This is a genomic window from Bacillus sp. AFS015802, from assembly GCF_002561455.1.
GTDB lineage: Bacteria > Bacillota > Bacilli > Bacillales > Bacillaceae_B > Rossellomorea.
Genome location: NZ_NTUP01000066.1, coordinates 331,623 through 356,220, shown reverse-complemented (window position 1 = coordinate 356,220; position 24,598 = coordinate 331,623). Strand labels below are relative to the sequence as shown.

General features: G+C 47.2%; 18 protein-coding genes and 1 pseudogene. 6 read left to right on the top strand and 13 right to left on the bottom strand.

The window, feature by feature from the left end; genetic code table 11:
- Nucleotides 1-48: 48 nt before the first annotated feature.
- A complete protein-coding gene (locus tag CN378_RS19215) occupies nucleotides 49-1,443 on the bottom strand; it encodes an amino acid permease (RefSeq protein WP_098354093.1) in 1,395 nt (464 codons plus the stop codon).
- Between the two features lie 161 nt (nucleotides 1,444-1,604).
- On the opposite strand from CN378_RS19215, the gene CN378_RS19210 reads away from it, so the two are divergent.
- The 3 genes from CN378_RS19210 to CN378_RS19200 are packed head-to-tail and all read left to right on the top strand — an operon-like array spanning nucleotide 1,605 to nucleotide 4,131.
- Complete coding sequence (locus tag CN378_RS19210; protein ID WP_098354092.1) at nucleotides 1,605-2,510, top strand: ABC transporter permease subunit; 906 nt, start codon at nucleotides 1,605-1,607, stop codon at nucleotides 2,508-2,510.
- A complete protein-coding gene (locus tag CN378_RS19205; protein WP_179884989.1) occupies nucleotides 2,507-3,532 on the top strand; it encodes an ABC transporter permease subunit in 1,026 nt (341 codons plus the stop codon). The genes CN378_RS19210 and CN378_RS19205 overlap by 4 nt, the downstream gene beginning before the upstream one ends.
- Nucleotides 3,529-4,131, top strand: coding sequence for a hypothetical protein (locus CN378_RS19200; RefSeq protein WP_098354090.1), 603 nt, complete (start codon nucleotides 3,529-3,531; stop codon nucleotides 4,129-4,131). The genes CN378_RS19205 and CN378_RS19200 overlap by 4 nt, the downstream gene beginning before the upstream one ends.
- 128 nt (nucleotides 4,132-4,259) lie before the next feature.
- Here CN378_RS19200 and rlmD read toward each other — a convergent pair whose 3' ends face one another.
- The 9 genes from rlmD to CN378_RS19155 all read right to left on the bottom strand — a co-directional run bounded on the left by rlmD (nucleotide 4,260) and on the right by CN378_RS19155 (nucleotide 13,227).
- Entirely contained in the window at nucleotides 4,260-5,624 is a 1,365-nt protein-coding gene (gene rlmD, locus CN378_RS19195; RefSeq protein WP_483295104.1) for a 23S rRNA (uracil(1939)-C(5))-methyltransferase RlmD, read from the bottom strand.
- A 129-nt stretch (nucleotides 5,625-5,753) separates the two neighbouring features.
- Entirely contained in the window at nucleotides 5,754-6,650 is an 897-nt protein-coding gene (locus CN378_RS19190) for an N-acetylmuramoyl-L-alanine amidase family protein (protein WP_179884988.1), read from the bottom strand.
- Nucleotides 6,651-6,860: 210 nt separating this feature from the next.
- Entirely contained in the window at nucleotides 6,861-7,826 is a 966-nt protein-coding gene (locus CN378_RS19185) for a histidinol phosphate phosphatase domain-containing protein (RefSeq protein WP_098354087.1), read from the bottom strand.
- A gap of 12 nt (nucleotides 7,827-7,838) precedes the next feature.
- Nucleotides 7,839-8,618: a DeoR/GlpR family DNA-binding transcription regulator gene (locus CN378_RS19180; RefSeq protein ID WP_098354086.1), complete on the bottom strand. Its 780-nt coding sequence runs from the start codon at nucleotides 8,616-8,618 to the stop codon at nucleotides 7,839-7,841.
- A complete protein-coding gene (locus tag CN378_RS19175; protein ID WP_098354085.1) occupies nucleotides 8,615-9,619 on the bottom strand; it encodes an ABC transporter ATP-binding protein in 1,005 nt (334 codons plus the stop codon). Before CN378_RS19175 ends, CN378_RS19180 begins: the two co-directional genes overlap by 4 nt.
- A gap of 1 nt (nucleotide 9,620) precedes the next feature.
- Complete coding sequence (locus CN378_RS19170; RefSeq protein WP_098354084.1) at nucleotides 9,621-10,400, bottom strand: ABC transporter permease; 780 nt, start codon at nucleotides 10,398-10,400, stop codon at nucleotides 9,621-9,623.
- Nucleotides 10,397-11,242, bottom strand: coding sequence for an ABC transporter permease (locus tag CN378_RS19165; RefSeq protein ID WP_098354083.1), 846 nt, complete (start codon nucleotides 11,240-11,242; stop codon nucleotides 10,397-10,399). Before CN378_RS19165 ends, CN378_RS19170 begins: the two co-directional genes overlap by 4 nt.
- 76 nt (nucleotides 11,243-11,318) lie before the next feature.
- Nucleotides 11,319-12,152, bottom strand: coding sequence for an alkaline phosphatase family protein (locus tag CN378_RS19160; RefSeq protein ID WP_098354082.1), 834 nt, complete (start codon nucleotides 12,150-12,152; stop codon nucleotides 11,319-11,321).
- On the bottom strand, nucleotides 12,142-13,227 hold the full coding sequence (locus tag CN378_RS19155; RefSeq protein WP_098354081.1) for an ABC transporter substrate-binding protein: 1,086 nt from the start codon (nucleotides 13,225-13,227) through the stop codon (nucleotides 12,142-12,144). The genes CN378_RS19160 and CN378_RS19155 overlap by 11 nt, the downstream gene beginning before the upstream one ends.
- 490 nt (nucleotides 13,228-13,717) lie before the next feature.
- Between CN378_RS19155 and CN378_RS19150 the strand changes: the two genes are divergently transcribed.
- A complete protein-coding gene (locus CN378_RS19150) occupies nucleotides 13,718-15,829 on the top strand; it encodes a lamin tail domain-containing protein (RefSeq protein WP_098354080.1) in 2,112 nt (703 codons plus the stop codon).
- A 105-nt stretch (nucleotides 15,830-15,934) separates the two neighbouring features.
- On the opposite strand, the gene htpX is transcribed toward CN378_RS19150, so the two are convergent.
- Complete coding sequence (gene htpX / locus CN378_RS19145) at nucleotides 15,935-16,816, bottom strand: protease HtpX (RefSeq protein ID WP_098354079.1); 882 nt, start codon at nucleotides 16,814-16,816, stop codon at nucleotides 15,935-15,937.
- A 158-nt stretch (nucleotides 16,817-16,974) separates the two neighbouring features.
- Between htpX and CN378_RS19140 the strand changes: the two genes are divergently transcribed.
- Nucleotides 16,975-17,682, top strand: coding sequence for a DUF1836 domain-containing protein (locus CN378_RS19140; RefSeq protein ID WP_098354078.1), 708 nt, complete (start codon nucleotides 16,975-16,977; stop codon nucleotides 17,680-17,682).
- A 46-nt stretch (nucleotides 17,683-17,728) separates the two neighbouring features.
- Here CN378_RS19140 and CN378_RS19135 read toward each other — a convergent pair whose 3' ends face one another.
- Nucleotides 17,729-19,726 (bottom strand): YhgE/Pip domain-containing protein, encoded by a 1,998-nt coding sequence (locus CN378_RS19135; protein WP_098354077.1) that lies wholly within the window; start codon nucleotides 19,724-19,726, stop codon nucleotides 17,729-17,731.
- A gap of 118 nt (nucleotides 19,727-19,844) precedes the next feature.
- Between CN378_RS19135 and CN378_RS19130 the strand changes: the two are divergent.
- Nucleotides 19,845-20,746, top strand: a pseudogene (locus CN378_RS19130) (LysR family transcriptional regulator).
- A gap of 83 nt (nucleotides 20,747-20,829) precedes the next feature.
- Here CN378_RS19130 and CN378_RS19125 read toward each other — a convergent pair.
- Complete coding sequence (locus CN378_RS19125) at nucleotides 20,830-24,543, bottom strand: S8 family peptidase (protein WP_098354076.1); 3,714 nt, start codon at nucleotides 24,541-24,543, stop codon at nucleotides 20,830-20,832.
- Nucleotides 24,544-24,598 lie beyond the last annotated feature (55 nt).

The following is a 24,598-nucleotide window of genomic DNA, read 5'->3' as shown; positions in this document are numbered from 1 at the left end:
TTGGTGAAGTTCCTTTTTATCTCTTCTACATTATACCTTTCTTTGCCCCTAATGTCCTTTATGACCCCTGCGGAAAACACCCCAATAAGACAGATAAATCACAAGGATCAACCCTAATGAAATGAACAATCCAATCCGTTGATTCGCGTGGACCATGGCACCTGAGATCGCCAGGAGAATCAAAGCGATCCCGAGGTAGGAGGTAAAGGGATAACCAAACATCTTAAACTTCCCATTCGATGCATCGTATGACGGATGAAGCTTAATATGGGAAACCAGGATAATGACCCAGTTCAGGATCAGCATAACGCCTGCCGCTGTGGTGATATATTCATACACTTCATTTGGCAGAAGGAAGGAAAAGAGAATCGATATCCCGAGCCCGACCGCTGTGATCATCAAGGATTTCACCGCCACTCCCCGATCATTTTTTTCAGCGAATCCTTTCGGCGCGTCCCCGTCCACAGCAAGAGAAATCATGACATTCGTGATTGAGAAAAGAGCCCCCACCATCGTCGAGAAGGCTGCACTGATGATGATGATGTTGAAAATCGAATCAAGGAACGGGATATGGTAAGCCGAGAGTGCCGTAACAAATGGACTTTCCGTTTCATTGATCTTGGTCCAGGACACCATGCTCATGACAAAAAACAAAGACAGGACATAGACCGTCACAAGGGAGAACAGTGTCCCCTTCCCGGCCTTCGGAACATCTTTTTTATCACGCAATTCATTAGATGCGATACCGAGAACCGCAATCCCCCCGAATGAGAAAAATACAAAGATCAGTGCCGCCCACGTCCCTTTGATCCCCTCGGGCATAAAGGGAGAAATGCCTGCGTCCTTGGCGGATGCGAGTTCACTCGGTGTGATGATATGAAATAAAAGCAGAGCACCGAATACGATGAAAATCAGCAGTGTAGATAATTTAATCACAGCAAAGACCGATTCAATTTTCCCGAAGTTGCTGGCTCCCAACAGATTGATACCAAACCCGAAGGCAGCATATAAGATGGAAAAAATCCATAAAGGGATATGAGGAAACCAAAATTGGGTGAATGTCGATAACGCCACGATTTCACTGGACATGATGAGGATGCCTGATAACCAGTACATCCATCCCGAAACAAATCCGAAAGAATGACCGAATGCTTTCTTCGCGTAAATACGGAACGTCCCTTTTTGAGGATCATTCGTGATCATTTCCGCCAGGGCACTGAATACAAAGTAGGCCGTCACACCGGCGATGACATAATCGATCAGGATGGACGGGCCTGCCGTCTTAATGGATAACCCTGTACCGAGAAAAAAACCTGCGCCGATGACGGACCCGATGCCGATCAGGGAAAGCTGCCACCAGCTTAGCTTCGTTCCTTCCCGCTTCTTACGCTTCTTGTGTTGATGGTGGGCAACCGTCTGGGTCAATAAATGCTCGTCTTTCATTCAACCACCCTTTCGTAAGGTTCACATACTCATAGGATTTTCATTGACTGTGATAACTATGCAAATAGCTACCTACCAGTCAATTAACATTATTGTAAAAATTAAAATTATTTTGAAATTTTTGTAACACAAAGTTATACTAATCCTAAAAGAGGTTGGGGGTGTCTCTACTGAGAAAATTTCATTTCATCGGTCTTCCCATGCAATTTGTTCTCACGTGTATCGGGTTATTCCTTTTCAGCGGAGCAGGTTCGTTACTCGATTACGATGATGAATTAGTGATTATGCTGGGGAAATATCTGCAGACCCTGAAGGAAATAGGCAGTGGATTATTGGATCCCGCCTCCATCATCATCATGATCGGCGATCCCATGGAATCCAAAAGCTACCCGATTTATCCAATGTTCTTCCAACTGTTTGGTTATTCGTTTTCTCTCTTATTGCTTTCCTTCTTCCTGGCTGCCATTGCTTCGTCTCTGTTAAGCTACTTGTTCATGTTACTGCCAAAGAAAATGTATCGCATATGCTTTCGCCTGCTGGATTCCCTGGATTCACTGCCGGATGTCATGATCATCGTATTCATTCAGCTGTTCATTGTCTGGTTTTTCAAGAAAACCGATATTCTGCTGTTCGACATTTATACTCTCGGTGATGAAAAGATCTATCTGCTGCCCATTGTTTGTCTTGCCATCATGCCGATTGCTTTTTTAACAAAGAATTTCTTGTTTCAGCTTCGGGAAGAGGAAGAGCAACCATATGTAGAGTATTCGTATTCCAAGGGATTTTCCAAGGCTTATACCATATGGGTTCATCTGTTCCGAAATGTGTGGGTCCATTTCTATTATCATATCAAGCCGATCTTCCTGCTGATGCTATCGAACCTGTTGATTATCGAAATCCTGTTTAACATCAACGGGTTTATGAATGTGCTTCTGGATATGTCGATCAATACTCCCACTGCGTTCTTTATTGGGATGTTGATGATTTACATACCGTTTTTCATCGTGTTTACATTAGGCGCAGTCATTCTGAAGAAATGGCTGTCCGGAGAGGAGGTCGGTTCATGAGGATGTTGAAATCATTCAGATTTTGGCTGCCCCTCGGTTTTCTGCTTGTCATGCTTTCATCAAGTTTCATCGTGCCTTCCCTCTTTCCGGATATCCTTGAGCCGGGTCCTCCATATTTAAAGGATGATTCCGGAAGGGTGATTGCAGATCCACCTTATTCCATGGAGCAGATGACCCCTCTCGGAAGTGATAAACTTGGGAGGAATTTATTTTATTTACTCCTGGCCGGAGCGAAATATACACTCCTATCGGCTATCGTCATTGCGCTTCTCCGAATGGTCGGCGGTTTCGCATTCGGGATACTGTATGCGTTTCTTCCCGACTGGATAAGACAGATGATCAATGGAATCGGGGATACCTTCAATTTCATCCCCCTTGCCATCATTGCCTACGTTCTTCTCACCCCTCTTCAGCTTGCTTTTGAAGCGGGAGAGATGTATTCGTTTCAATTTTTGATCATTGAAGTCGCGGTGATCGCCATCATTGTCATCCCATCACTGGGCATGTATCTGGGTGAGGAAATGAAGGAATATTTGAAGAATGACTTCATTTCCGTCTCAAGGCAAATAGGGGCAACCAGATTTCATATCATCAAACGGCATCTTCGCCCTCAATTCAGCCGTCATGCCCTGGTCATGTTTTCAGAACAGGTTTCCCAGACTCTTTACCTCCTCATTCAACTGGGGGTGCTTCATATCTGCCTCGGTGGATTGAAAACGGAGGAGTTCGGGATCATGGAGCATATACCGGAATACTTCTCTTTCACGAATGAGTGGGCGGCCACCATGAGCATCAATATACAAATGGTCTTTCTTCATACATGGCTCGTGATGACCCCTCTCGCTTTTTTTGCCGTTTCGATCTTTTGCATCAATGAAATCACCAGGTTCTTGAAGAAAGTTCTGTTGGAAGAAACGATACCTGTGAGTGAGGGACGGACCTCCCCTGATAAGCCGGCATCTTCTTCAACCCTTGAAGACCCATTTTCATTCAGGAGCACTTCAAAGGAGGAATTTCATTGAGAACCCGGATGATTTACATTCTCTCTGCCTGCCTCATTCTTCTGACGGGATGCCGTGTGGAAATGGCGACGGAACTCCCTCAAAAACAGGCGGCGCCGTCGGGAATAAGAATTGAAATAACCGGAACGGTCCTTCTTCAAGAAAAAGAGCTCATCGTTGAAGGTCAATCCAACCTTCCCGAAGATAGTATCCTATTTGCCGGGCTCAAGGATTACGGAGAATTCGAATCCTATGCAAGGGTCATCAACTGGCAGGGAGAAGAATCGGAGGAGTACGTCACGGAAAGCACCGGGGTCGTGGACGAAAAAGGGAATTTCCAGATCAAGGTGAACCGGGTCAATCCGGGCTCTCGCTACAAGCTCGAGGTGCTCTTTAACCCCGCCATCCAAAAATCAAAAATTCAAGAAATCTACGGGTTCTGGGGAGAAGAGATTGCACCCAACATCGGATACCTAGACTTCGAATACAACGAAAACACCGTATCCGGAATGATCCTCGTCGCCCCCATTGTGAGCATCACCGACCCGTACGGAAACGGCGCCAAATGGAACCTCACCAACATTCCGAACAAATCCAGGGCGTTGAAAGAAGAATCTTGAGGGACGGACCTCTAAACGGGACTGAATTCTTTTATCCTGTTGTGCATTAGAGGTCCGTTCCTCAAAAAAAATCCCTGCCCATATTCGTTGGGCAGGGATTTTACTATGGACAGGGAGTATGTCCTTTATTATGCATTCAATGTCAGTGTCGCCACACATTCTACGTGAACGGTATGCGGGAACAGGTCGACAGGTTGAACAGCATCAAGGGTGTATCCGAATGGTTCGAGTTCCTTGATGTCCGTCGCAAATGTATCCGGGTTACACGAAACATACACGATGCGCTCCGGTTTCGCGCGACCGATCCGTCTCATCACTTTACCACCGGCACCGGAACGCGGCGGGTCAAGCATCAACAGCTGTGGATGACCGAAGCTCTCAAGCATCTGATCGATTCCTTTACGTGCATCTTTCGCAAGGAACGTGGTATTGGAAATCCCATTATCATCGGCATTACGCTTCGCGGACTCGATGGAGCTTTCCACGATTTCAATACCGGCGAGCTCTCCCACTCTGCTTGCAAACGGGAGAGAGAACGTCCCGACTCCACAGAAAAGATCGATCATTTTCTCCGTTTCCTTCGGCTGTCCCATTTCAATCGCCAGGTCCACAAGTTTCTGTGCCTGCGTCGGATTCGTCTGGAAGAATGTATCGAACCAAAGGCGGAATTGATAACCGTCCATCTCGTCATAAATGAAATCACGGCCGGAAAGCAGGTGGATGTCCTCTGCCTGGGTACGGTCAGCCCATGCCGTGTTCTCAAGCCATAATAGACTCTTCACATGTGGGAATTTCTCTCCGACACGTTTCATTAAATCTTTAACCGCATCTGAGTGGGCATCAGGTGCTTCCGTAGCGAACACAGCAAGCATCAATTCACCCGTCGCAAACGATTGGCGAACCATCAAATGGCGCAATAACCCTTCATGCTTATCTTTGTCATACCCCTCTAAGTCATGATCCTTTGCCCAATCGGCAACTTCCATTGTCGCTTCGACCATTTCTTCACTTGCGATCAAACACGTTTCAAGAGAGATGATTTTACGGAAGTTCCCCTGTTCATGCAGACCAAGCTCTCCTTCAGGTGAAAACGTAAACTCCATTTTATTGCGGTAACGCCATGGGTTGTCCATTCCGATCGTATCTCGTACGAGTGCAGGATCAAAGCCCTGCCCTATTAAAGCTTCCTTCACATGATCGGTCTTGTGTTTCAGCTGACCTTCATAGTCCCAGTGCTGCCATACACAACCGCCGCAGCGTTCAAAATGCGGGCAGGGCGGGGCGATACGTTCTGGGTTCGCCTCCAGGATTTCATCCGCCAATGCCTTACGTCTTCTGCGGTCCGGCTGATCGACCGTCACTTTCACCTTTTCCCCAATAAGGGTCTGAGGGATCGTGAGTCTCAGCTTCTTCGGATTCCCGAGCTCATTCTCACGCCAGATCACGGCCTGTCCCGATCCTTTCTGATCTAATTCTTCTATTGTAGCAACCATTGTTTCTGGTTTGATATTCGACAATTTCTACGTCCTCCTTCAAAAAGCTCTCTAACTCTATACTTTATTAAAAACGGACGCGGAATGCAACAGGGATATGGCTACGGGGTCGCATCAAAGGAGCCATGGTTACCCCCTTCCCACCACCTTTACATATTTCGGAGATGCTGTCACATAAAACACATATCCCCTGGAGTTTTTGACCTCATACATGTCGGCCCCCTCCACCTTTAATGTCCGTACGATCGTCGGAAAACCGTATCCGTACTTCAGGATTCCTACACGGTAAGTATCATCAAAGGTCGGCCTGCTGTAAAAATCAAGACCTTCCGCCCCTCTGTATATACTCTCGACACGCTTACCGACGACATCCCCACTGCCCGGCACGTCTGATATGGGAGTGGTTCCCCCATTACCCGGGTTCCCAGCAGCCACATAAGGCACTCCGAAGAAATCACATACCCCAAGCGCCTGCTCCCTTCCCGTTTCCCGTTGAAAATCCTCGTTGATCATGAGCAGCGCTTCCCTCTCATTATCCAAAAATCCATTCTCCACAAGGACAGCCGGTCCATTGAACTCCCTCGTCATATGAAGATTCTGTTCAATGATTCCCCGGTACACTTGCTTCGTTCCTTGTTTCAAATACTTCGCGATATGTTCAGCAAGTCTCCTGTCCGCACTATCATTGTAATAAACGTGAATCGAATGCCCTTCAGGATCATTACCTGAACCATCAAACTTCCCGTCGAAGGCGTTAAAGTGATTGGAAATCAATGCATCGGCCCCCAATGAATTCGCTGCATCTGTCCGGGCCTTCAGGGGTGTGTCTGCATCAGTAGGAGCCGTCAACAGCGTCCGAAATCCGCACCTCTCCAATTCCATCTTCAAAAAGATGGTCACTCTCTCATTGAACTTATTTTCCCTGATCCTCCTCCCAATCGACGGGATATAAGGCGTCCGTTTACCAGCTGTCCCAAGACCATGACCATCATCCAACGCAATTAAATAATCTCCAGCATTCCCCATATTTTGCATCCTCCTTTCACCAGTTAGATACTCACAGCTTGGGCAAATGGTCACGGCTAGAGAAAAAGATCTGGAAAAAAGATAAAAAAAGTGCCTGCCACCCACGGCTCATGAACCGGGAGGCAGGCACACAATCTATTTATCTATTAAATCGAAAAGACTGAGCAGTTTTGCAAACCAGAACATATCTGGATTATCTCCAAACCCTTTCTAAAAAGTGGCTACTTGATGAATTCCGAGCTTTTTGATTACTTCAGTATTTTCACTCACATAAAGTCCGATATCATCCGGAAAGTGGGAATCCGATGAAGTGGTAAACCTCACACCGGCTTCAGCCAGCACTTTCAAAAAGCTCGGGCTCGGGCACATTTCTTTAATCGGATAACGGTAAAACAAACCAGCGTTCACTTCTGTGGCTGTATTGGTTTCTACCAGTGCACGCGCGATTTTTTGGTAATGGTGCAGAAGTTTATCCTCATTCGGTCTGAAGTTGAAGACTTTCAGATTATCGAGGTGGGCGACAAAGTCAAATAAGCCGCTGCGGATGGCCTCCTCCACGATTTGGAAGAAGCGTCCGTACAACTCTTCCAGATCATATCGCTCAAATTGATCGATGGCTTCAGGATTATCAAAGCCCCAGCCGTCAACGAAATGGACCGAACCGATGACATAATCCCAATTATGCCTGGATAACAGCTCTTTCAGTCTGTCATGTGAACCCGGGAAGAAGTCTGCCTCCATTCCAAGCTTCAGCTGGATGCCGTGATCCGCCCACTTGGCTTTCTGACTTTCGATGAATCCGACAAAGTCATCCATGTTTTCGGTCATCACCTGCTTCAACCACCGATGCTGCTTTCTTCCCAAGTCGGTTTCGCTGATGTCCATATGATTTTCGAAATAGTCCCTCGTCTCATTGAAACGGTATAAATGATCGACGATTCCGACTTCACTCAGGTTTCTTTCTTTGGCTTTTTGCAAATACAGATCGAGCCACTCGGGTGAATAGGGTCCTTTTTCTAACCTTTCACCCAAAGCATTGTGGCTGGACCTGATCCAGTCGCGGTGATGCACTCCTTCTTGGATCGGATAAAAATGCTGAAGTGCGCGGCTTGTACGTTCTAGCCAGCGAAATGAATAGGGGCCTTCTTCCAGATGTACGTGGTAATCGACAGTCATGAGGTCTCCTCCTTAAGGCGAAATCCATTTTTTAAGTCTACGATGTTTATTTTTTTGCCACTCCCTCGGCATCGGGGCATCACAGACCACATAGTCCAGATCCTCCACGGAACCAATCCGGCAAAAAGAAGTAGAGTTCAATTTGGAGGAATCGACTAGAAGATAAATCTCACTCCCCTGCTTCATGACGGTTTCAGAAACGAGGGATTCTTCCAGATCATAGTCGAAGATGTCTGTCATGGTGACTCCTCCGCAAGACAGGAATACTTTGTCAAATTGAAAATGCCGGAGCATTTGGATGGTCAATGCCCCTGCCACCGATTTCTGTTCAGGATTGCTCATCCCGCCAAGCATCACAAGCTTTCCGTCAAAGATCTTTGCTTCGAGGCTCTTATTGATGATTTCCGCTGCAGCGAGCGAATTGGTGACGATCGTCATACGCTGAAGCCCTGCGAGGGCATGGGCGAGTTGATAGGTGGTGGTCCCCACGTCCAACATGATCGTATCCCCGTCCTGTACATACCGGGAGGCAAGTTTTCCGATCGTCCGTTTTTCCTCCAGCCGGACATTCATCTTTTGCCGGAACAATGGTTCTTGCACGGGTGGGACGTATTTCACCGCTCCTCCATGGACACGGGTGAGACGGTTTTCTTTTTCCAGAAACGCCAGATCTTTTCGAATGGTTTCAGGCGTCACACCCATTTTTTCTGCTAATTGGGTGACGTATATCTTCTCATCCTCTTGAAGGATGTCTTCTATTAATTTGTGCCGGTCCGCTGCAAATGCACTCATGTCAGTGGAATCACGTCCTCTTTTTGGATATATAGCATGACTTCACCATCAGACGTCAGTCCCGTCTCTCTTTGCTGCAGCAAGTCCGCAGAGAATGTCACAGAGCTCGACTCTAACGTATAGCGTACGATGCTTCCTAATACAGCGATGTCTTTCACTACAGCTTTTATGGCAAAAGAATCTCCCGGTTCCGTTCTCTGAAACGCTTCTGGCCGGATGGCATATAGCCTGCTGTCAGGAATGGTTGCCGGACCCAGTAGGGCATCGAGCTCACCTGCCTCGAGGACATTGTAATGACCAATGAACCTAGCGGCAAATTCCGTCGACGGATTCATATAAATATCATGTGGGTGGCCGTTTTGAACCATTTCTCCCTTATTTAAAAGAACGATTCGATCACTCACCACCATGGCTTCTTCCTGGTCATGGGTCACGAGTATCATCGTGATGCCGAGTCGCTGCTGAATCGATCGCAACAGTTGTTGAAGGTTTTTTCGGATCTGGGCATCAAGGGCACTGAGCGGTTCATCCAACAACAGGACTTTCGGCTCGACTACGACACTTCTCGCAAGAGCCACCCTCTGCTGCTGCCCTCCTGATAATTCATGGGGATATGCCTTTTCCTTACCGGTCAGTCCTACCAGTTCAATGATATTCATCACTTTTTCATGTATTTCGCCCTTCTCCATTTTCTTCATCTTCAATCCGAAGGCGACATTTTCATACACATTCATATTGGGAAACAGGGCATACGATTGAAACACCATTCCCACTCCTCTGTCCTTCGGCGAGACGTTGGTCACATCTCTTCCGTCAATCATAATGGAGCCTTCTTCCGGAGTGACAAGACCTGCAATCATCCTGAGGAGCGTACTTTTCCCGCAGCCGCTTGGACCCAGGAACGTCACAAGCTCACCCTTTTCGATCTCCAGGTTCATATCTCGAATGACCGTCTGGCCTTCAAAGGATTTTTGGATTTGATTCAATGCGATATAGCTCATGTTAGAACGACTCCTTTTTACGCTGGGCAAATTTCACAACCAGGCTTGATAGGATGCTGATGAATACGAAATAACAGACGACGATGGCACTGGAGAAGTGACCACTTTTCTTTAATTGCTGATACAAATAGATCTGTACCGTTTCATAACTGCCACCGATCAATAAATTCGCCAGGACGAATTCCCCGAACAGTATCGAGAATGAAAGGAGGGCTGACACCAGGATTCCCGTCATGATATTGGGAACGATGATTTTCCTGAAGGCCGATACCTTAGAGGCCCCCAGCAGTTCAGCCGATTCCATCAGGGATACGGCATGAATATTCCTTAGACTATTACGGGTTCCTTGATACATATAGGGCATGATCCCGATGAAATACGCACCGATCGTCACCAGAACCATGGGAACCCCCACTTTCGAATAGGCCCTTAACAACCCTACTGCCATGATGACTCCCGGCATGGCATAGGTGAGAAGCACAATCGCCTGCAGCCCTTTTTCCAACCGCGGGGCATACACCACTATGGCAAATATCGCCGGTACCATGAAAAGGGCGGAAAGGACGGTCGCCCCTCCAGAGAGCACCAGGGAACGGAGGATGGCTGATGTAAAGGCTCCATCACTGAATAGCTCCGTGTACCATTTAAACGTGATTCCTTCAGGCAGAATCGTTTGATTCCACTTTGTCGATATCGAGTATAGAAACGTCGCTAATAGTGGAACGATTAAATAAGCAGACACAATGACCAGGGGAACGAACGATAAACGACTTTTCTTCATCCGACATCCCTCCTAACCTTTCTAGTGAGCCATTCATTGATGAGCATGGCGACAATCAGCGTGACTCCCAGTAACACGGCAAGGGCGCTCCCAAGTTCCGGCTGGGCAAAGATATCACCTGAGATCAGGGCTCCGATCCTGATTGTGGCCAGGTTATAGGTGCTTCCTGTGAGTGCATAGGCAGAGGCATATGCACCCATGGAATTGGCAAATAAAATGCTCGATGTACCCGCGACGCTCGGTAAAAGGATCGGAATCCCGATGCGCTTCCAAAACATAAGCGGGGACGCGCCGAGAAGATAAGCCGATTCCCGCCACTGCTCCTTGATGCCATGGAACGCCGGGAACAGGAGCATGACCGCCAGGGGCAGTTGAAAATAAATATAAATCAGGATGAGGCCCGTCCAGGAATACAGATTAAAGTGACTCAACAGAGCGACATCCAGTTTTTCTGCCAAAATCGTGAATACTCCGCTGTTCCCCAATAAGACGATAAATGCAAAGGATAACGGAATTCCGGCGAAGTTTGATGTCAGATTTGCCAGTACGAGAATCCGGTCCTGTGTCTTTTGGTGAAAAAATGTTATGGCGTATGCGGCAAAAAGCGCCAGGATGATCGCCACAACGGTAGATGATATCGAAATGATGATGCTATTTTTAAATGATTGATAGTAATAGGGATTCGTGAAGATTTCCAAATAGTTCGCCAGGGAAAAAGACGCTTCCCCACCTTTTGTAAAACTGGCATGAATCATCGATAGCAATGGAACGATTAAGAATAATAGAATAAAGACCACTAAAGGAACCATCGTGAGAAAAATACCGGATTTCCTCTTTTTCATGAGTATTCACTCCTTTTACACCATTGTCCAGGCCATCAGGGTGAAGGGACTATGCGTCCATCCACCCTGAGCAGGACTACAAACCCTCAGTGAGGCCTGGAATCGTTAATTCCTGCATGGCAGGTGACGGTTGAATGTTTAATAGTTTACATACGAATGGTGCGATTTGAAGCTGCGGGACTTCTTCTTCATAGATTCCCGCTTCGAGTTTCGAACTGATGACGAATAACGGAACTTCCCGGTCTTCCTTCGTCGTGCCTCCATGCTGACCATCTTTGTTCATTCCATGATCTGCAGAAATGATGATCTGGTATCCTTCCTCAATCCAGTCGGGAAGAATCGAAGCAAGCATGACGTCCACGGCGATCACACGATTTCTGTATCCGGCGGAATCCGCTGTATATTTGTGTCCATCATCATCTACATTCATGCTGTGAATATAGAGGAAATCAGGATCTTTCTTCGATTTCATATAGTTGGCATCGGCAAATAGATGCGTATCGGGATAGTGATCCTCCCAATAGAAGATCCCGTTCTGAATCGGGCCATTCCCATCAAGCTTGATGCGGTCCGTCATTGGGTTGAATGGAGCGGAATGATAGAGCTCACTCACCCAATGATAGCTTGCCGTTGCATTCTTCAATCCTTGCTTACTCGTTAAGTGAAAGATGCTCTCTTCCTTTGAGCCACGGACAATTTGATTGGACGTGATTCCATTTTGGTAAGGGGGGGTTCCTGTCAACAAGACTTCGTAAAGGGGCCTGGACATGCTCGGCACCTCTGAAATCACCTTGAATCGAGAAGCCTGTCCCTTTTCCACCAAATGATGCAGGTATCCCATATTGTCCACGGCCGTATCAAAACGAAGACCGTCGATCATGATGAAGATCAGCTTATCGTTAGTTGACATGGACCAACACTTCTTCCTGCCATTTTTGCGGAAGGGCTTTTGTTGCCTTTTCCCATGCGTCTGCATCCTCGACCGGTCGTACATTCTTATACATGCTATCCGGCAGAAGCTTTGCTTTCGCATCTTCAGGTAGTTCCACGTCTTCACGGATCGGTCTTGCATATCCACGGGCAAGGTTCGCCTGTCCTTCATCGGAAAGGATGTATTCACGTGTCAGCATCGCTGCGTGTGGATCCTTGGCATTTTTATTGATGACATTCGCATATCCCGACACCACAGATGAATCAGATGGAATCACGACTTCAAAGCGATCCTTATCGATTTGGTCACGGTAGTTCAGTGCATTGAAATCCCATACGATGGCAACATCGGTCTCCCCTTTTTCCAAAGAGGTCAGGGAAGGATCCGTCGTCTGCAGGCGATCCTGCTTCGCGAGCTTCTGGAAGAATTCGATTCCCGGTTCAAGATTCTTCTCGTCCCCACCGTTTGCAAAGGCTGCTGCGAGGACAGCGAATTGAGCCTGATTGGCTTTCATCACGTCACCTACATCCACCTTATAGTCACCCTTTTGGAGGTCACTCCATGAAGAAGGAGGATTCTTCACGTTATTCTTATCGATAATGAAAGCCATGGTTCCGGTATAGCCGACCACCCAGTCTCCATTGTCATCTTTCGCCCAATCGGGAATTTCATCCCAGTGCGTCGGTTTATATGGAAGCGTCAGTTCCTTCTCTTCAGCAAGAGGTCCGAATGCCACACCGACATCCCCTACATCGACATTTCCTGTTTCAAACTTCGCAAGCTCTTCAGCACTCGACATGTCTGTATCTGTATGCTTGATATCATACTTCTCTGTGATATCCTTCCACGTCTGTCCCCAGTTCGCCCATGAGTCCGGCATTCCGACTGAGTTCACTTCCCCTTCTTCTTTTGCCTTCTTCTCTATTTGTTTCAATGATAGATTACTAGTATCGATCTTGCTTCCTTCTGCGTTATCGTTCCCTGAACAGCCCGCCATAAGGAAAGTGGAAGTCACCCCTACAGTTAATACCTTCAACAATGCATTCTTTTTCATGGATGTCTCCTCCTAGTTTTGAATCATTTTTGTTTGCTTTTGTATTACACCCTCATCATAGGAAACCAAAGTAAATAGGAGATTAATCAAATGTAAAACTATTTTGAAATAATGTTAAGGGAAAGTTAAGAGAAGGTTTGAAGCTGTTGGAGAGGAATTCTATGTGCATTTTAAGTGGAAAATGAATAGTTTTTAGTTAAATAGAACCATTTTCACTTGTTGTAAAGGTGGTGTAAACACCAAGCTGCGCCAACGGGAAACCATTATCATTACTGTGCTTGTTCTATGAAACCTGTTTCATCTGCAGAGAGGAACGTTCGGCCAACCGGAGCAACAAATAGAAACTTTCACTACCTGCGACCTACCTATTTCCAGTAAAAGTATGAAATATTTCAATAGTAAGCAAATCATTACATCTCTATTTCACACTCCATTAATGAAACATTGGTAAAGTTTAGAAGAATCTAAAAGAATAGGAGATGTTGTTAAAATGAACCAAAGAAAAACAAAGCTTTTCTCTGTGGCAAGTCTATTGATTCTTGGAGCATCCTCAGTACTCGCTTCACCATTCATCTCTGCAGAAGCAGAAGGTCCGACCGATCCCGCTCCCATCATCATGCCGATCGGGGCCGAAACGGGAAAGAAGATCCTCTTTGATAATACGCATGGCCAGACGGCGGGGGCTGCTGACTGGGTCATTGATGGAGGTTTCTCTGATTTTGCAAATGCCATTGCCGGCGAAGGCCATTATGTGAAAGAATTACGAAAAAACACTCCCATCACGTTAGAAGATTTGAGTACATATGATGTATTTGTCATCGGCGAAGCCAATATCCCTTACAAGGCTTCTGAACAGGCAGCCATGCTTCAATATGTTCAAAATGGAGGAAGTATCTTCTTCATTGCTGATCATTATAATGCAGACCGGAACAAGAATCGCTTTGATGCTTCAGAAATTTTCAATGGATATAGAAGAGGGGCTTGGGCAGACCCTGCTAAAGGAATGAACACCGAAGAAGCTTCTTCAGCTGCCATGCAAAATGTGAATAGTTCCGACTGGCTCTCTTCCAATTTCGGAGTTCGTTTTCGCTATAATGCCATCGGAAACGTAACAGCCAATGATATTGTCTCTCCTTCACAGGCATTCGGCATTACCAATGGTGTCTCCACCGTTGCCATGCATGCAGGGTCCACCCTTGCCGTCACGGATCCGGCGAAGGCAAAAGGGATCGTCTACCTCCCTCAAACGACTGCCAAGTGGTCATATGCTGTGGATCAGGGCATTTATAATGGAGGCGGCAGAGCTGAAGGGCCATTCGTGGCCGTATCAAAAGTGGGACTTGGGAAGGCTGCCTTTATCGGGGACTCTTCGCCAGTAGAGGACTCCACTCCAAAATACGTAAGGGAAGAAACGGGACAAGCAAAGACGACTTATGACGGCTTTACGGAACAAAACGATTCCACACTGCTTGTGAACATGATCAACTGGCTTTCAACCCAGGAAAATTATACGGACCTGACTCAAGTGAGCGGACTTCAATTGGATCAACCAACATCCCTATTATCCATGGAAGATCCGGCGTCTTCTACAGAACCACAAGCAGAACCATGGTCTTCACCGGACCCTGGGTACAAATGGTATGATCCCTCTACATTCAAAGCCGGCTCTTATGGCTATATCGGCGGGTCTACAGGTGGGGGCGGTACAACATCTGAAGAACATGTTTTCCTAAGTGAATATGTTGAAGGATCCGGTTACAACAAGGCTCTTGAGATTTTCAATGGCTCATCATCAGCCATTGATTTGTCAGAGTATTCACTGGAACTTTCGAATCTATCAGGCTCCATTCCTTTATCAGGCACTCTTGCAAGCGGAGAAGTGTTCGTTATTGCAAATCCAAATGCAGACGCGTCTATTCTGACTGTTGCGGATATGCAGAATTCCTCCATTTCGTTCAATGGAGATGACACTGTCACGTTAAAACATCATACAGCTTCGATCGATCAAATCGGAACTGCCGGTGTGACTTACGGACAGGACGTCACACTCGTCCGGGACTCTGCTGTCACAAAAGGTTCAGCTGCGTATTCATCAAATCAATGGACCTCCTATCCGACTGATACCTTTACGAATTTAGGAAGCCATGCCGGAACTGTTTCTTCTGCCCCTCTCGTAAGTGAAGACTTCGAGTCAGGGTCAAAAGGAAGCTATGCGACCGGTGATGTTACGACTTCAAGCGGTACATGGACGTTCACTAATGCCCTATTAGGCAATTTATCGAATGATAAAAAGTCTGGGACGCAATCCGCAAGAATCAAGTCCGCAGGTTCCATTACTATGGACTTTGATGCCACTTCTGCCAAATCGGTCAGCTTCTCCCACGCTAATTTCGGCAGTGACACAGGCGCTCTTTGGAAGCTGCAAATATCCACAGATCAAGGTGCATCCTGGTCAGATATAACGGCTTCTTCTACCAGTGGCAGTACTCTTACTGAAGAAATCATCACGGTCAATTCAAACTCACCAGTCCGCTTCCGTATAAGCGTAACAGGAACCAGCGGTGCAAGATTGAATATTGATGACTTTAAGATTAATCAGTAAAGATCATCGGCTCAACTCCCGAATAGCAGGATCCGTTCTGGAGTTGAGCTTTTTTTAGACAAAAAAAGAGCCTGCCCCTTTCAAAAAGGGCAGGCTCTTTGACTATTATTTCGCTTGCAAACGGCTGATCCGCTCATCCAAGTCAGGGTGAGTCGAGAACATCGCCGATTTACGTCTTCCATTGATTTTCAATGTGGAGATGGCTGTGTCATCTTCCCCCTTCATACGGCTTGAGTAAACTTTCAGCATTTGAAGGGCATGAACCATTTTGTCCTTACCGGCAAGGTCCGCCCCACCCCTGTCAGCGTGGTACTCACGGTGACGGGAATAAGCGAAGACAACCAGACTTCCCAAGATCGAGAAGACGATTTGGAAAACAATCACGGCAATGAAATGCACGATCGGTGCCATTTCTTCCCTTGCAAAACGCGATGCAATCCACGCTGCGATACGCGCCAGGAAGACAACGAATGTATTGACCACACCTTGCAGCAACGTCATCGTGACCATATCCCCGTTTGCAACGTGGGCAACCTCATGGGCAATGACGCCTTCCACTGCATCATCATCCATTTCACGAAGGAGTCCGGTCGAAACAGCCACTAGTGAACGTTTCTTCGAAGGGCCAGTTGCGAATGCATTCACCTCAGGAGAATGATAGATTCCCACTTCCGGCATATGCACAAGACCGGCCGCTCTTGATAGACGGTGAACTTTCTCGACAACTGCACGTTCTTCAGTTGATAAAGCCCCATCCGGATTCAGCACCTGGACACCCATCATCCGCTTGGCCATCCAGCGTGACATCGCTAAAGAGATGAATGACCCGGAAAAACCGATGATCGCACTGAATACGAGTAACGCACCTAAATCCAGCCCGCCTGAAGCAGTGATATAATTCCCTGCCCCTGTGACGGAAAAAATGATACTAATCGTCAGTAGTACTAAAACGTTCGTTAACAGGAAGTAAAATATACGTTTCCCCATCTTGTTTCCTCACTCCTATTTCAAGTTCATATGAACCTGTATCTGAATATATTATAATTCCTTTGGGAGTGAAATACAAGTAAAAGGTGAAATTGACGAGACCCCGGCCAACCAGTAGTATAGAAGAAGATAGTTGCAAAAGAGACGGGGTTATCTCAATGAAAACGTTTAAACTGACACGCAAGAATATGGCAGACCTGCTGCTCTCACTGAACGGCACCACCAGCAGGACCCCCTTCCATGTACTTCAGGATACATGGACGGATTTACATAAAAAGGACGAGTTGCCTCCCATCCTTCAAAAAATACTCAAACCGGCCAAGAGTGAGATCGGCTTTTCCCTTAATGAGATCGTCTCTCTTGGAAACCTGATCGAATTCACCAACTTCCCCCAAAGCACTGTCCAGAACTGGGTGAAGCGTGACGTGAGAGGATTGATCGGCTCCCCCCAGCTTGGCAAAAAATACACCACTGAACAAGCTGCCATGCTGTTTATCGTCGAAGACCTGAAGGCGACGCTCGATTTTGAATCAATCCGTAAGATCCTGACGCTTGTCTTCAATAATATTGAAGACCGCACTGATGACATCGTCAATCCGACAGATCTTTATTTTGCCTATGCCTCAGTCTTTGATCAGATCCATCATCAATCCCTGCCGTCCATCAAAACGGCGGATGGTTCTGTCAACGAGCATATTGACGGGTTTATCAAGGAAGAATGCCGGGCCATGCTTTCGACCTTCGACGGAATCACGGAAGAGAATGCAAGCAAAGTACTGAATGTCTTGATTGTCTCCGTGCTGACGGTTCAGGCAGGGTTTTACCAGGCTGTAACGAAGAAGTATGTGGCGGATGCACTATCTTGACAAAAAAAGCCTGTCCTCCTTCAAAAGGGGACAGGCTTTTCTATGATTATTTTGCTGCTTCGACCGTTTTTGAGTGCTGTATATGAGAGGTAAACCACGCGATTCCACCAGCCACAGCCAAATAGGCAAACAGAATCCACAGCTGGTGCGCAAGCTGAGTGAAGTCACCTAATGTAATGACCTCCTGGAAGCTGCTTAACGAGTGAGCCATCGGCAAGTTCTCACCGATCACGCGCAATATCGGTGTATTCAAGTCTCTAGGGAACGTCCCTCCACAAGTCGCAAGCTGCAGGACGAGGAAGGTGACAGCCAGAAACTTCCCGACGAATCCGAATACGGTGATCAGCATGAAGATAAAGGTCATGAACGTAAAGGAAACGATGACACTCGATAGAATAAACAACGGTATATTCACGACTTCTAAATGGAATCCAAAGAGAAGGACCGCGTCGACGATGAGTGCCTGAATGGATCCGATGGCAAACACCAATCCCCATTTATTAATGAAATGAGTCGTGCCATTCACGCGAAGATCATTGCGTTTGCCGAGTGGCAGGATGTTCGCCGCCATGATTCCCCCTACGTATAACGCCAATGACAAGAAATAAGGTGCGATTCCGGTTCCATAGTTCGGTACCTCAGACATATTGGATTTCACAAGATGCACGGGATCCGAGAACATGGACGATAACTCTTCCGTTGAATGAACAGCGGAGGTTTTTTCTGCTGCATCGGCGAGCTTCGTCGCTAATTCCCCTGAACCTGCTTCAAGATCTGTCAGTCCATCATTTAAAGCACCAACACCTGATGAAAGCCTGTCACTTCCGTTTGATAAGCGGTTGAGTCCGGCAGTCAGGGTTGTGAGGCCCTTGTTCCATTCGGCAAAACCAGAAGAAAGGGTGGACGTACCGGACGCCAGTTCAGATGTTCCGTTGGATGCCTGGTTCAGCTTGTCCGTCAATCGGGAGAACCCTGCATGTAGCTGACTCTGTCCACCTGCAAGCTGTTCAGTTTGCTGATGAAGTTTTGTTTGTTCACTTTCAAGCTCCGATGTGGAAACTGATAGCTTTCGGGAAAGTTCTTGAAGACGAGCGAATTCAGGATCCTCTTTTGCCTCAGGATGTGTCTCCTGATACGTTTGAAGCTGACTCGCAAGCTTCCCAGCAGTTACATTTGCTTCCGTTTGTTGTTGTAGGAGCTGATTCTCTGCGCCAGCCAGCTTCTTCGTTTGTTCCGCCAGTTGTTCAGTGCCCGTATCCATTTTCTCGCCTGCTTGGGACAGGCTCTTCATTCCACCGGCTAATTGGACGGTACTTGAATGGAGATGCTTTAGGCCGCTCTCAAGTGAACCTGCTCCGGTTGACAGTTTTTCACTTCCGGCTTGAAGTTTTTCGGATCCTTCTCCCAGTCCAGTGATACCGGCTGCAAGAGAATTCATTCCTGCCTTTTCATCTGCAATTCCATTGTGGAGTCTGCTTGCTCCGTCACCCGCTTTCGTTAATCCCTTCCCTAGTTCCTCAAACTTGGAAAAGACACCGTCTGCATAGGATTTGGAGATCGTATCAGACAGCTTGCTTTTCATTTTCTCTGTAGCACTCGAACTGATTTGAGAGGCTACGAAGTTCTTACCAGGGTTGTCCGTATACAGAAGTTCGGCAGGCTTGGGATGATCATCCATTAAGGTGCTTACCCTTTCCGAGAAGTCTTTGGGGATCGTAACGACCATATAGTACGACCCTTCTTTAAGACCCTCTTTCGCTTTAGCAGCGGTAACGAATTTAAAATTCAGATCTTCCGACTTTTTCAGTTCCTTTACAAAATCTTGACCCGCCTCGATCGGTTCATCCTCCATCACGGCTCCCTCGTCCTCGTTGACGATGGCAACAGGTAATTGCTCAAGCTTGCCGTATGGATTCCAGTATCCTGACAGGAATAATCCCGAATAGATCAATGGAACTAAAAGAAGAAAGCCGAGGGCGATTCTTCTGTGCTTATGGCTTAACATTGCCTTTAAATCTTGAAATATTAATGCGAATCCTTTCATAACAAACTCCTTCTTATACTCATTTACATCCATTTATCATACGTGGATAAAATGATAATGTATAATACATAATTAGTTATACATATATAGCTTTCAGTCTATGAAAGGATGTGTCCTTATGGAACTACAGCAGCTGCACTACTTTCAGACCGTTGCCCGCCTGGAACATATGACCAAGGCTGCAGAAGAGCTACGGATCGCCCAGCCTTCCCTCAGCAAGACAATTGCCCGTCTGGAAGAAGATCTAGGAGTGCCTTTATTCGAACGGCAGCACCGTCAAATCAAACTGAACCGTTTTGGAGAACTGTTCCTTAACCGGGTGGAACGTGTCTTCATGGAGATTAACGAAGGAAAGAGAGAGATTATGGAGGCCATGAATTTTGAGGAACATACCATACGGATGGCCGTCACGATTCCAAGGGTACTTCCCGATTTGGTCGGCTCATTTTTAAAGGAGAACCCACACGTCCGATTTCAGCAATTCGTCCACTCCATGAGTCGGATGAAGGAGCAGTTAAAGAATGGGGAAGTGGATTACTGCATCTCTTCCATCCCTCTGGAGATGATGAAGATATTGTATGGGAACCGCTTATGACAGAGGAAATCTTCCTGATCGTACCTCCTGGTCATCGGTTGGAGAACAAAAGTGAAATCGATCTGATTGAAGTGAAGGATGAACCGTTCATCAGTATGAATACAGGCTATGGACTGCGTAACCTGACAGACGAACTGTGTTTACAGGCAGGATTCTCACCCGTGATCTCCTTTGAAGGAGATGAGCCCGGCGTCATCGGAGACTTGGTCAGGCAGGGACTCGGTATCGCCTTCATCCCCGCCATCTCCTGGATGAATCGCAGAACACCCTTCCCCCACAAAATCCGGATCAAAACGCCAACCTGTGAGCGCACCATCGGACTCGGCTGGTCCAAACGGAGGCACCTCACCAAAACCGCCAAACAATTCCACCCATTCATGATCGACTACTTCAACCATATAGAAAAAAAGCTGCATCAACTATAAAGGGACGGACCTTCATTTTGGCAAATGAAGGTCCGTCCTTATTGGGTTTATCCTTAAAATTAGAGGTCCGTCCCTCTCTTAACCTATCTCAATCCATAAGCCTTCGTAATTTCCTGGCTGATCTTATTCCCTTCATCGTCCCAGGCACTGGCTTTCAATGACACACTCTTGGCATTTTGGGGGTTCTGAATGATCGCTTTGAACGTATCTCCATCACGTTCAAGCTTCACTTTCTTCCATGATTCCCCTTCGTTAAAGGACACTTCCAATGATGCATCTTCTACATTCCCATAACCCATGGCACCTTCTACCTTATCGACAGTAAGTTCGAGTTCGGTTGGACGATTCAAAAGGGCATCTCCGTTCACATCTGTATCTACCTTGTAATCCAGGATAAGGAATGGAAGGTCTTCCATCCAATTCTCAGTTTCTTCTGTCCAGAACGTCCACTCCGTATGGGTCCGTGTGGAAGTGTTCCAGCGGTTCTCATCCCGTTTGGCATCTGTGACGAATCGGTATTGAGTGCGTTCTTTCGGTAGGATGTCCCAGACATTCAATGCCTGACCTTTCCCTTCTTTCAGCAACGCATCTCCTTTGTATAACTTAGTGGTCTGGTTTTGGAATGAAACATCCCAATCCGTCCCACCGGTGTTCCCTTTCCCGCCGTCAGCCCATGCAGGAACATTGATTTGTAGTGAGTCACCCTGTCTTCTCGGAGGCCAGTATCCATCTCCGAGACTTGGACGAACGACCGGTGAGAACCAGTTCTCAGTGATGTTCTCTCCACCGTCATATGTCTTCAGCGGTTGTCGCACCTGCCAGGTCTCATCGAGTACGTTTGCCTGATGATACCAACCTGTTCCTTCAATTGCCGATACATATTCAGTACGGGCGCTTGGCAACGAGACTTTTTGTAAGAAGCCGATAGCCCTCATCGTATGTGGACGGAGATCAAAACGGAATTCCCCTCCATCCGTTTCAACATGTGACGTGTAGTTTGTTTCGATCTTCGCCAGTTCCTTTCCTTTTGGCGCATACGTCAAATCTTTCGGAATTGAGCCCTCATGAACATCCATCAAATCATAAAGGTACGGAGAATCGACCGTTCCCTCCACCTTTAACTTTACGTTTCCTGAGCGGACTGCTTTCACAAGCTTATCCCCTTCACTCTTACTGATACCGGCAACGGCCACAGGATTATCCTTATAATCAGAGGTCCCCGCATACACACTGAATTCCTTATCCTCATTGTTTACAACGATCAACAGTTTCGCTCCTGCTGCTACGGCATTCGTTGCTTGTTGGGACACGTTCACTTCCGCATTCCGATCGACCACCACAGCTTTCCCTTTCGCTTTCAGGCGTTCAAAGTCAGCTGAGGTACCCTTACCCGCATATACGGTGGACAGATTATACTTTCCATCCAATCGGGTACTTCCCACTTGTGGGATATCATCCAATTCTTTCCCATTAAAATCAATCGTCAAGGCCGGTTTCGTCAAACGCCAGCGGGTCAATTGCTCAAAATACCCACTTTCCGTTTTTTTCGTCGGAACAGCATACAGCTTATCAATCCAGACAGGCATCAAGTATGAACTTGTCATTGGCATATCTCCGATGGTTTGGTGATATTCCAGACGCTTATAGTTCGCTTCTGCTTTCTTCGGAACGACGGCTTTGATTTCTTTCGCTTTCCGTGCATCAAGTTCCACCGTTTTCGGTCCATCCAGTTTCACTTCCGGATCGCCTACAAGCGCTACCCCCATATCATCAGTCTCGGTATCCACATCCATCAGTGACATGGCCGAATACGTACCAGGCGGCAGTCGAAGCTCGAGTGTTCCATTGACAGCCACGACTTCAGGCTCCATTTTCTCACTGAACAACACGACGTACGCAAGGCCTTCCGTCCCATCACGATCGGTTGCATTCAGGGTCAACGGGTAACGCTCTTCCTCCTTGACCATGGCCATCGTCGTCCGGACGAGCTCTGTTCCGTTTGCTTTCGCTGTCAGGAACCCCTGGTAGCGGGACCCGGTTTCACCCAATGTGGAATCGAGGGTCACTGTAACATCCACTTTTCCACCTGCAGGTACCGTCACGGTTTCTTGAGAGAGGGCCAGCATGCCGGATGGAGCTTCTTTCCCTTCTGCATTTATAAAATCAGAATCTAATTCCAGCGTCACATCCTGCTCTCCATCATTGTAATAGGTGACCACCTTCTCAACAGGTTGAGCCTCATCATGCGGCCATTTGAAGAAACCGAATGAAACGGATTCAGTCGCTCTTACATCTGCGTCGAGTGCTGCCGGGATGTCCACTCGCCCGGTCCCCACATGATAAGGCTGATACCCATTAAGCTTTTTGGTCGTATTCATGAGGGCCTGTTTCAATGTTTCTCCGTCCCACTCTGGATGCTTCTCTGCTAAAATAGCTGCTGCTCCTACTACATGAGGCGTGGCCATCGAAGTTCCACTCATGCTTTTATACAATCCCTCTCCACTTGAGTAGTGGGAACGGGCCGCCACGATGTTTACACCGGGTGCTGATAGATCGGGTTTCAGACCCATATCTCCATATCTCGGACCCTTGGAAGAGAAGTAGGCAAGTTTGTCCGACTTATCCACGGCTCCAACCGTCAATGCAGAATCGGCCGCCCCAGGAGAACCAATGGTCCCTTCCCCGCCTCTATTCCCTGCAGCGATGACAAATAGTGTCCCTTTTTCGTCGGTCAATCGATTGACCGCTTCTGACATTGGATCTGTTCCGTCACTCGGCATGTCACTGCTAAGACTCATATTGACGATTTTGGCATGCTCAGAAGCCCATTCCATTCCATCAATAATCCAGGAATCCTGTCCATATCCTTGATCACTCAGAACCTTTCCTACTAAAAGACGGGCATCAGGCGCAACCCCTTTATGCTTCCCGTCACCCGCTCCAGTCCCGAGCACCGTCGAGGCCACATGGGTACCATGACCATGGACGTCCTTTACTTCTTCTCCCGGAACAAAACTGACAGCTTCATCTAACTGACCTGTAATGTCGGGATGTTCCGAGTCAATCCCTGTATCCAGGACCGCCACCTTGACTCCTTCACCCGTATACCCTTGTTCCCAGGCTTCGTCGGCTCCTATTTGCGGCACACTTTGATCAAGGGCGGCTTCTACACGTCCGTCGAGCCAGATTTTATCGACACCATTTTTGAATTTTGATGTCACTTGCTTCTCATCATTGTGGACCGTTACGTCACTCCAGAAAACTTCCGCCTGCTTTTTCTCTGCAGAAAGAGCCGCTCCATTGATACTTTCCAGATCACGTACTTTCTTTGAACCCTTTAGAGCGGACGAGACGGATTTCGCCTTCGTTTCCTGATACTCGACGATGACCGGTACGGAATCCGTGTTCTTGTCATCATAGCCATACTCTATCAATTTCGTGATGTTAAACAAATCCTCATCCAGCTTACCAGCTGACATATAAGGCATTGCCGAGTTCGGGAAAACGAATGTATCATCTTGGATGATCATCACCCTTACTCCCTGCCCGTTCTTATCTGCCGGCTCTACATTGATGATCTGTTTGCCATTGTCCAGTGTAGAGACTTTTACCACATCACCTGTGATGAGGGTGATGGTATGTTCCCCTTTAACGGCGGCATTCACATCGACCGTTGACTGTTGGGGATCGGCCCCATTCGATGGGACACCTTTGGCATTGACTTGGAACATCGAGCCTGAAATCATCGTTGCAGCGATGGATCCCACGAGAAGTGGTTTCACGTTCAGCTTTTTCATAATCATTCTCCTATTCTATTAAGATCTTGATTTGTTCATAGAGTAGTTTCTTGGT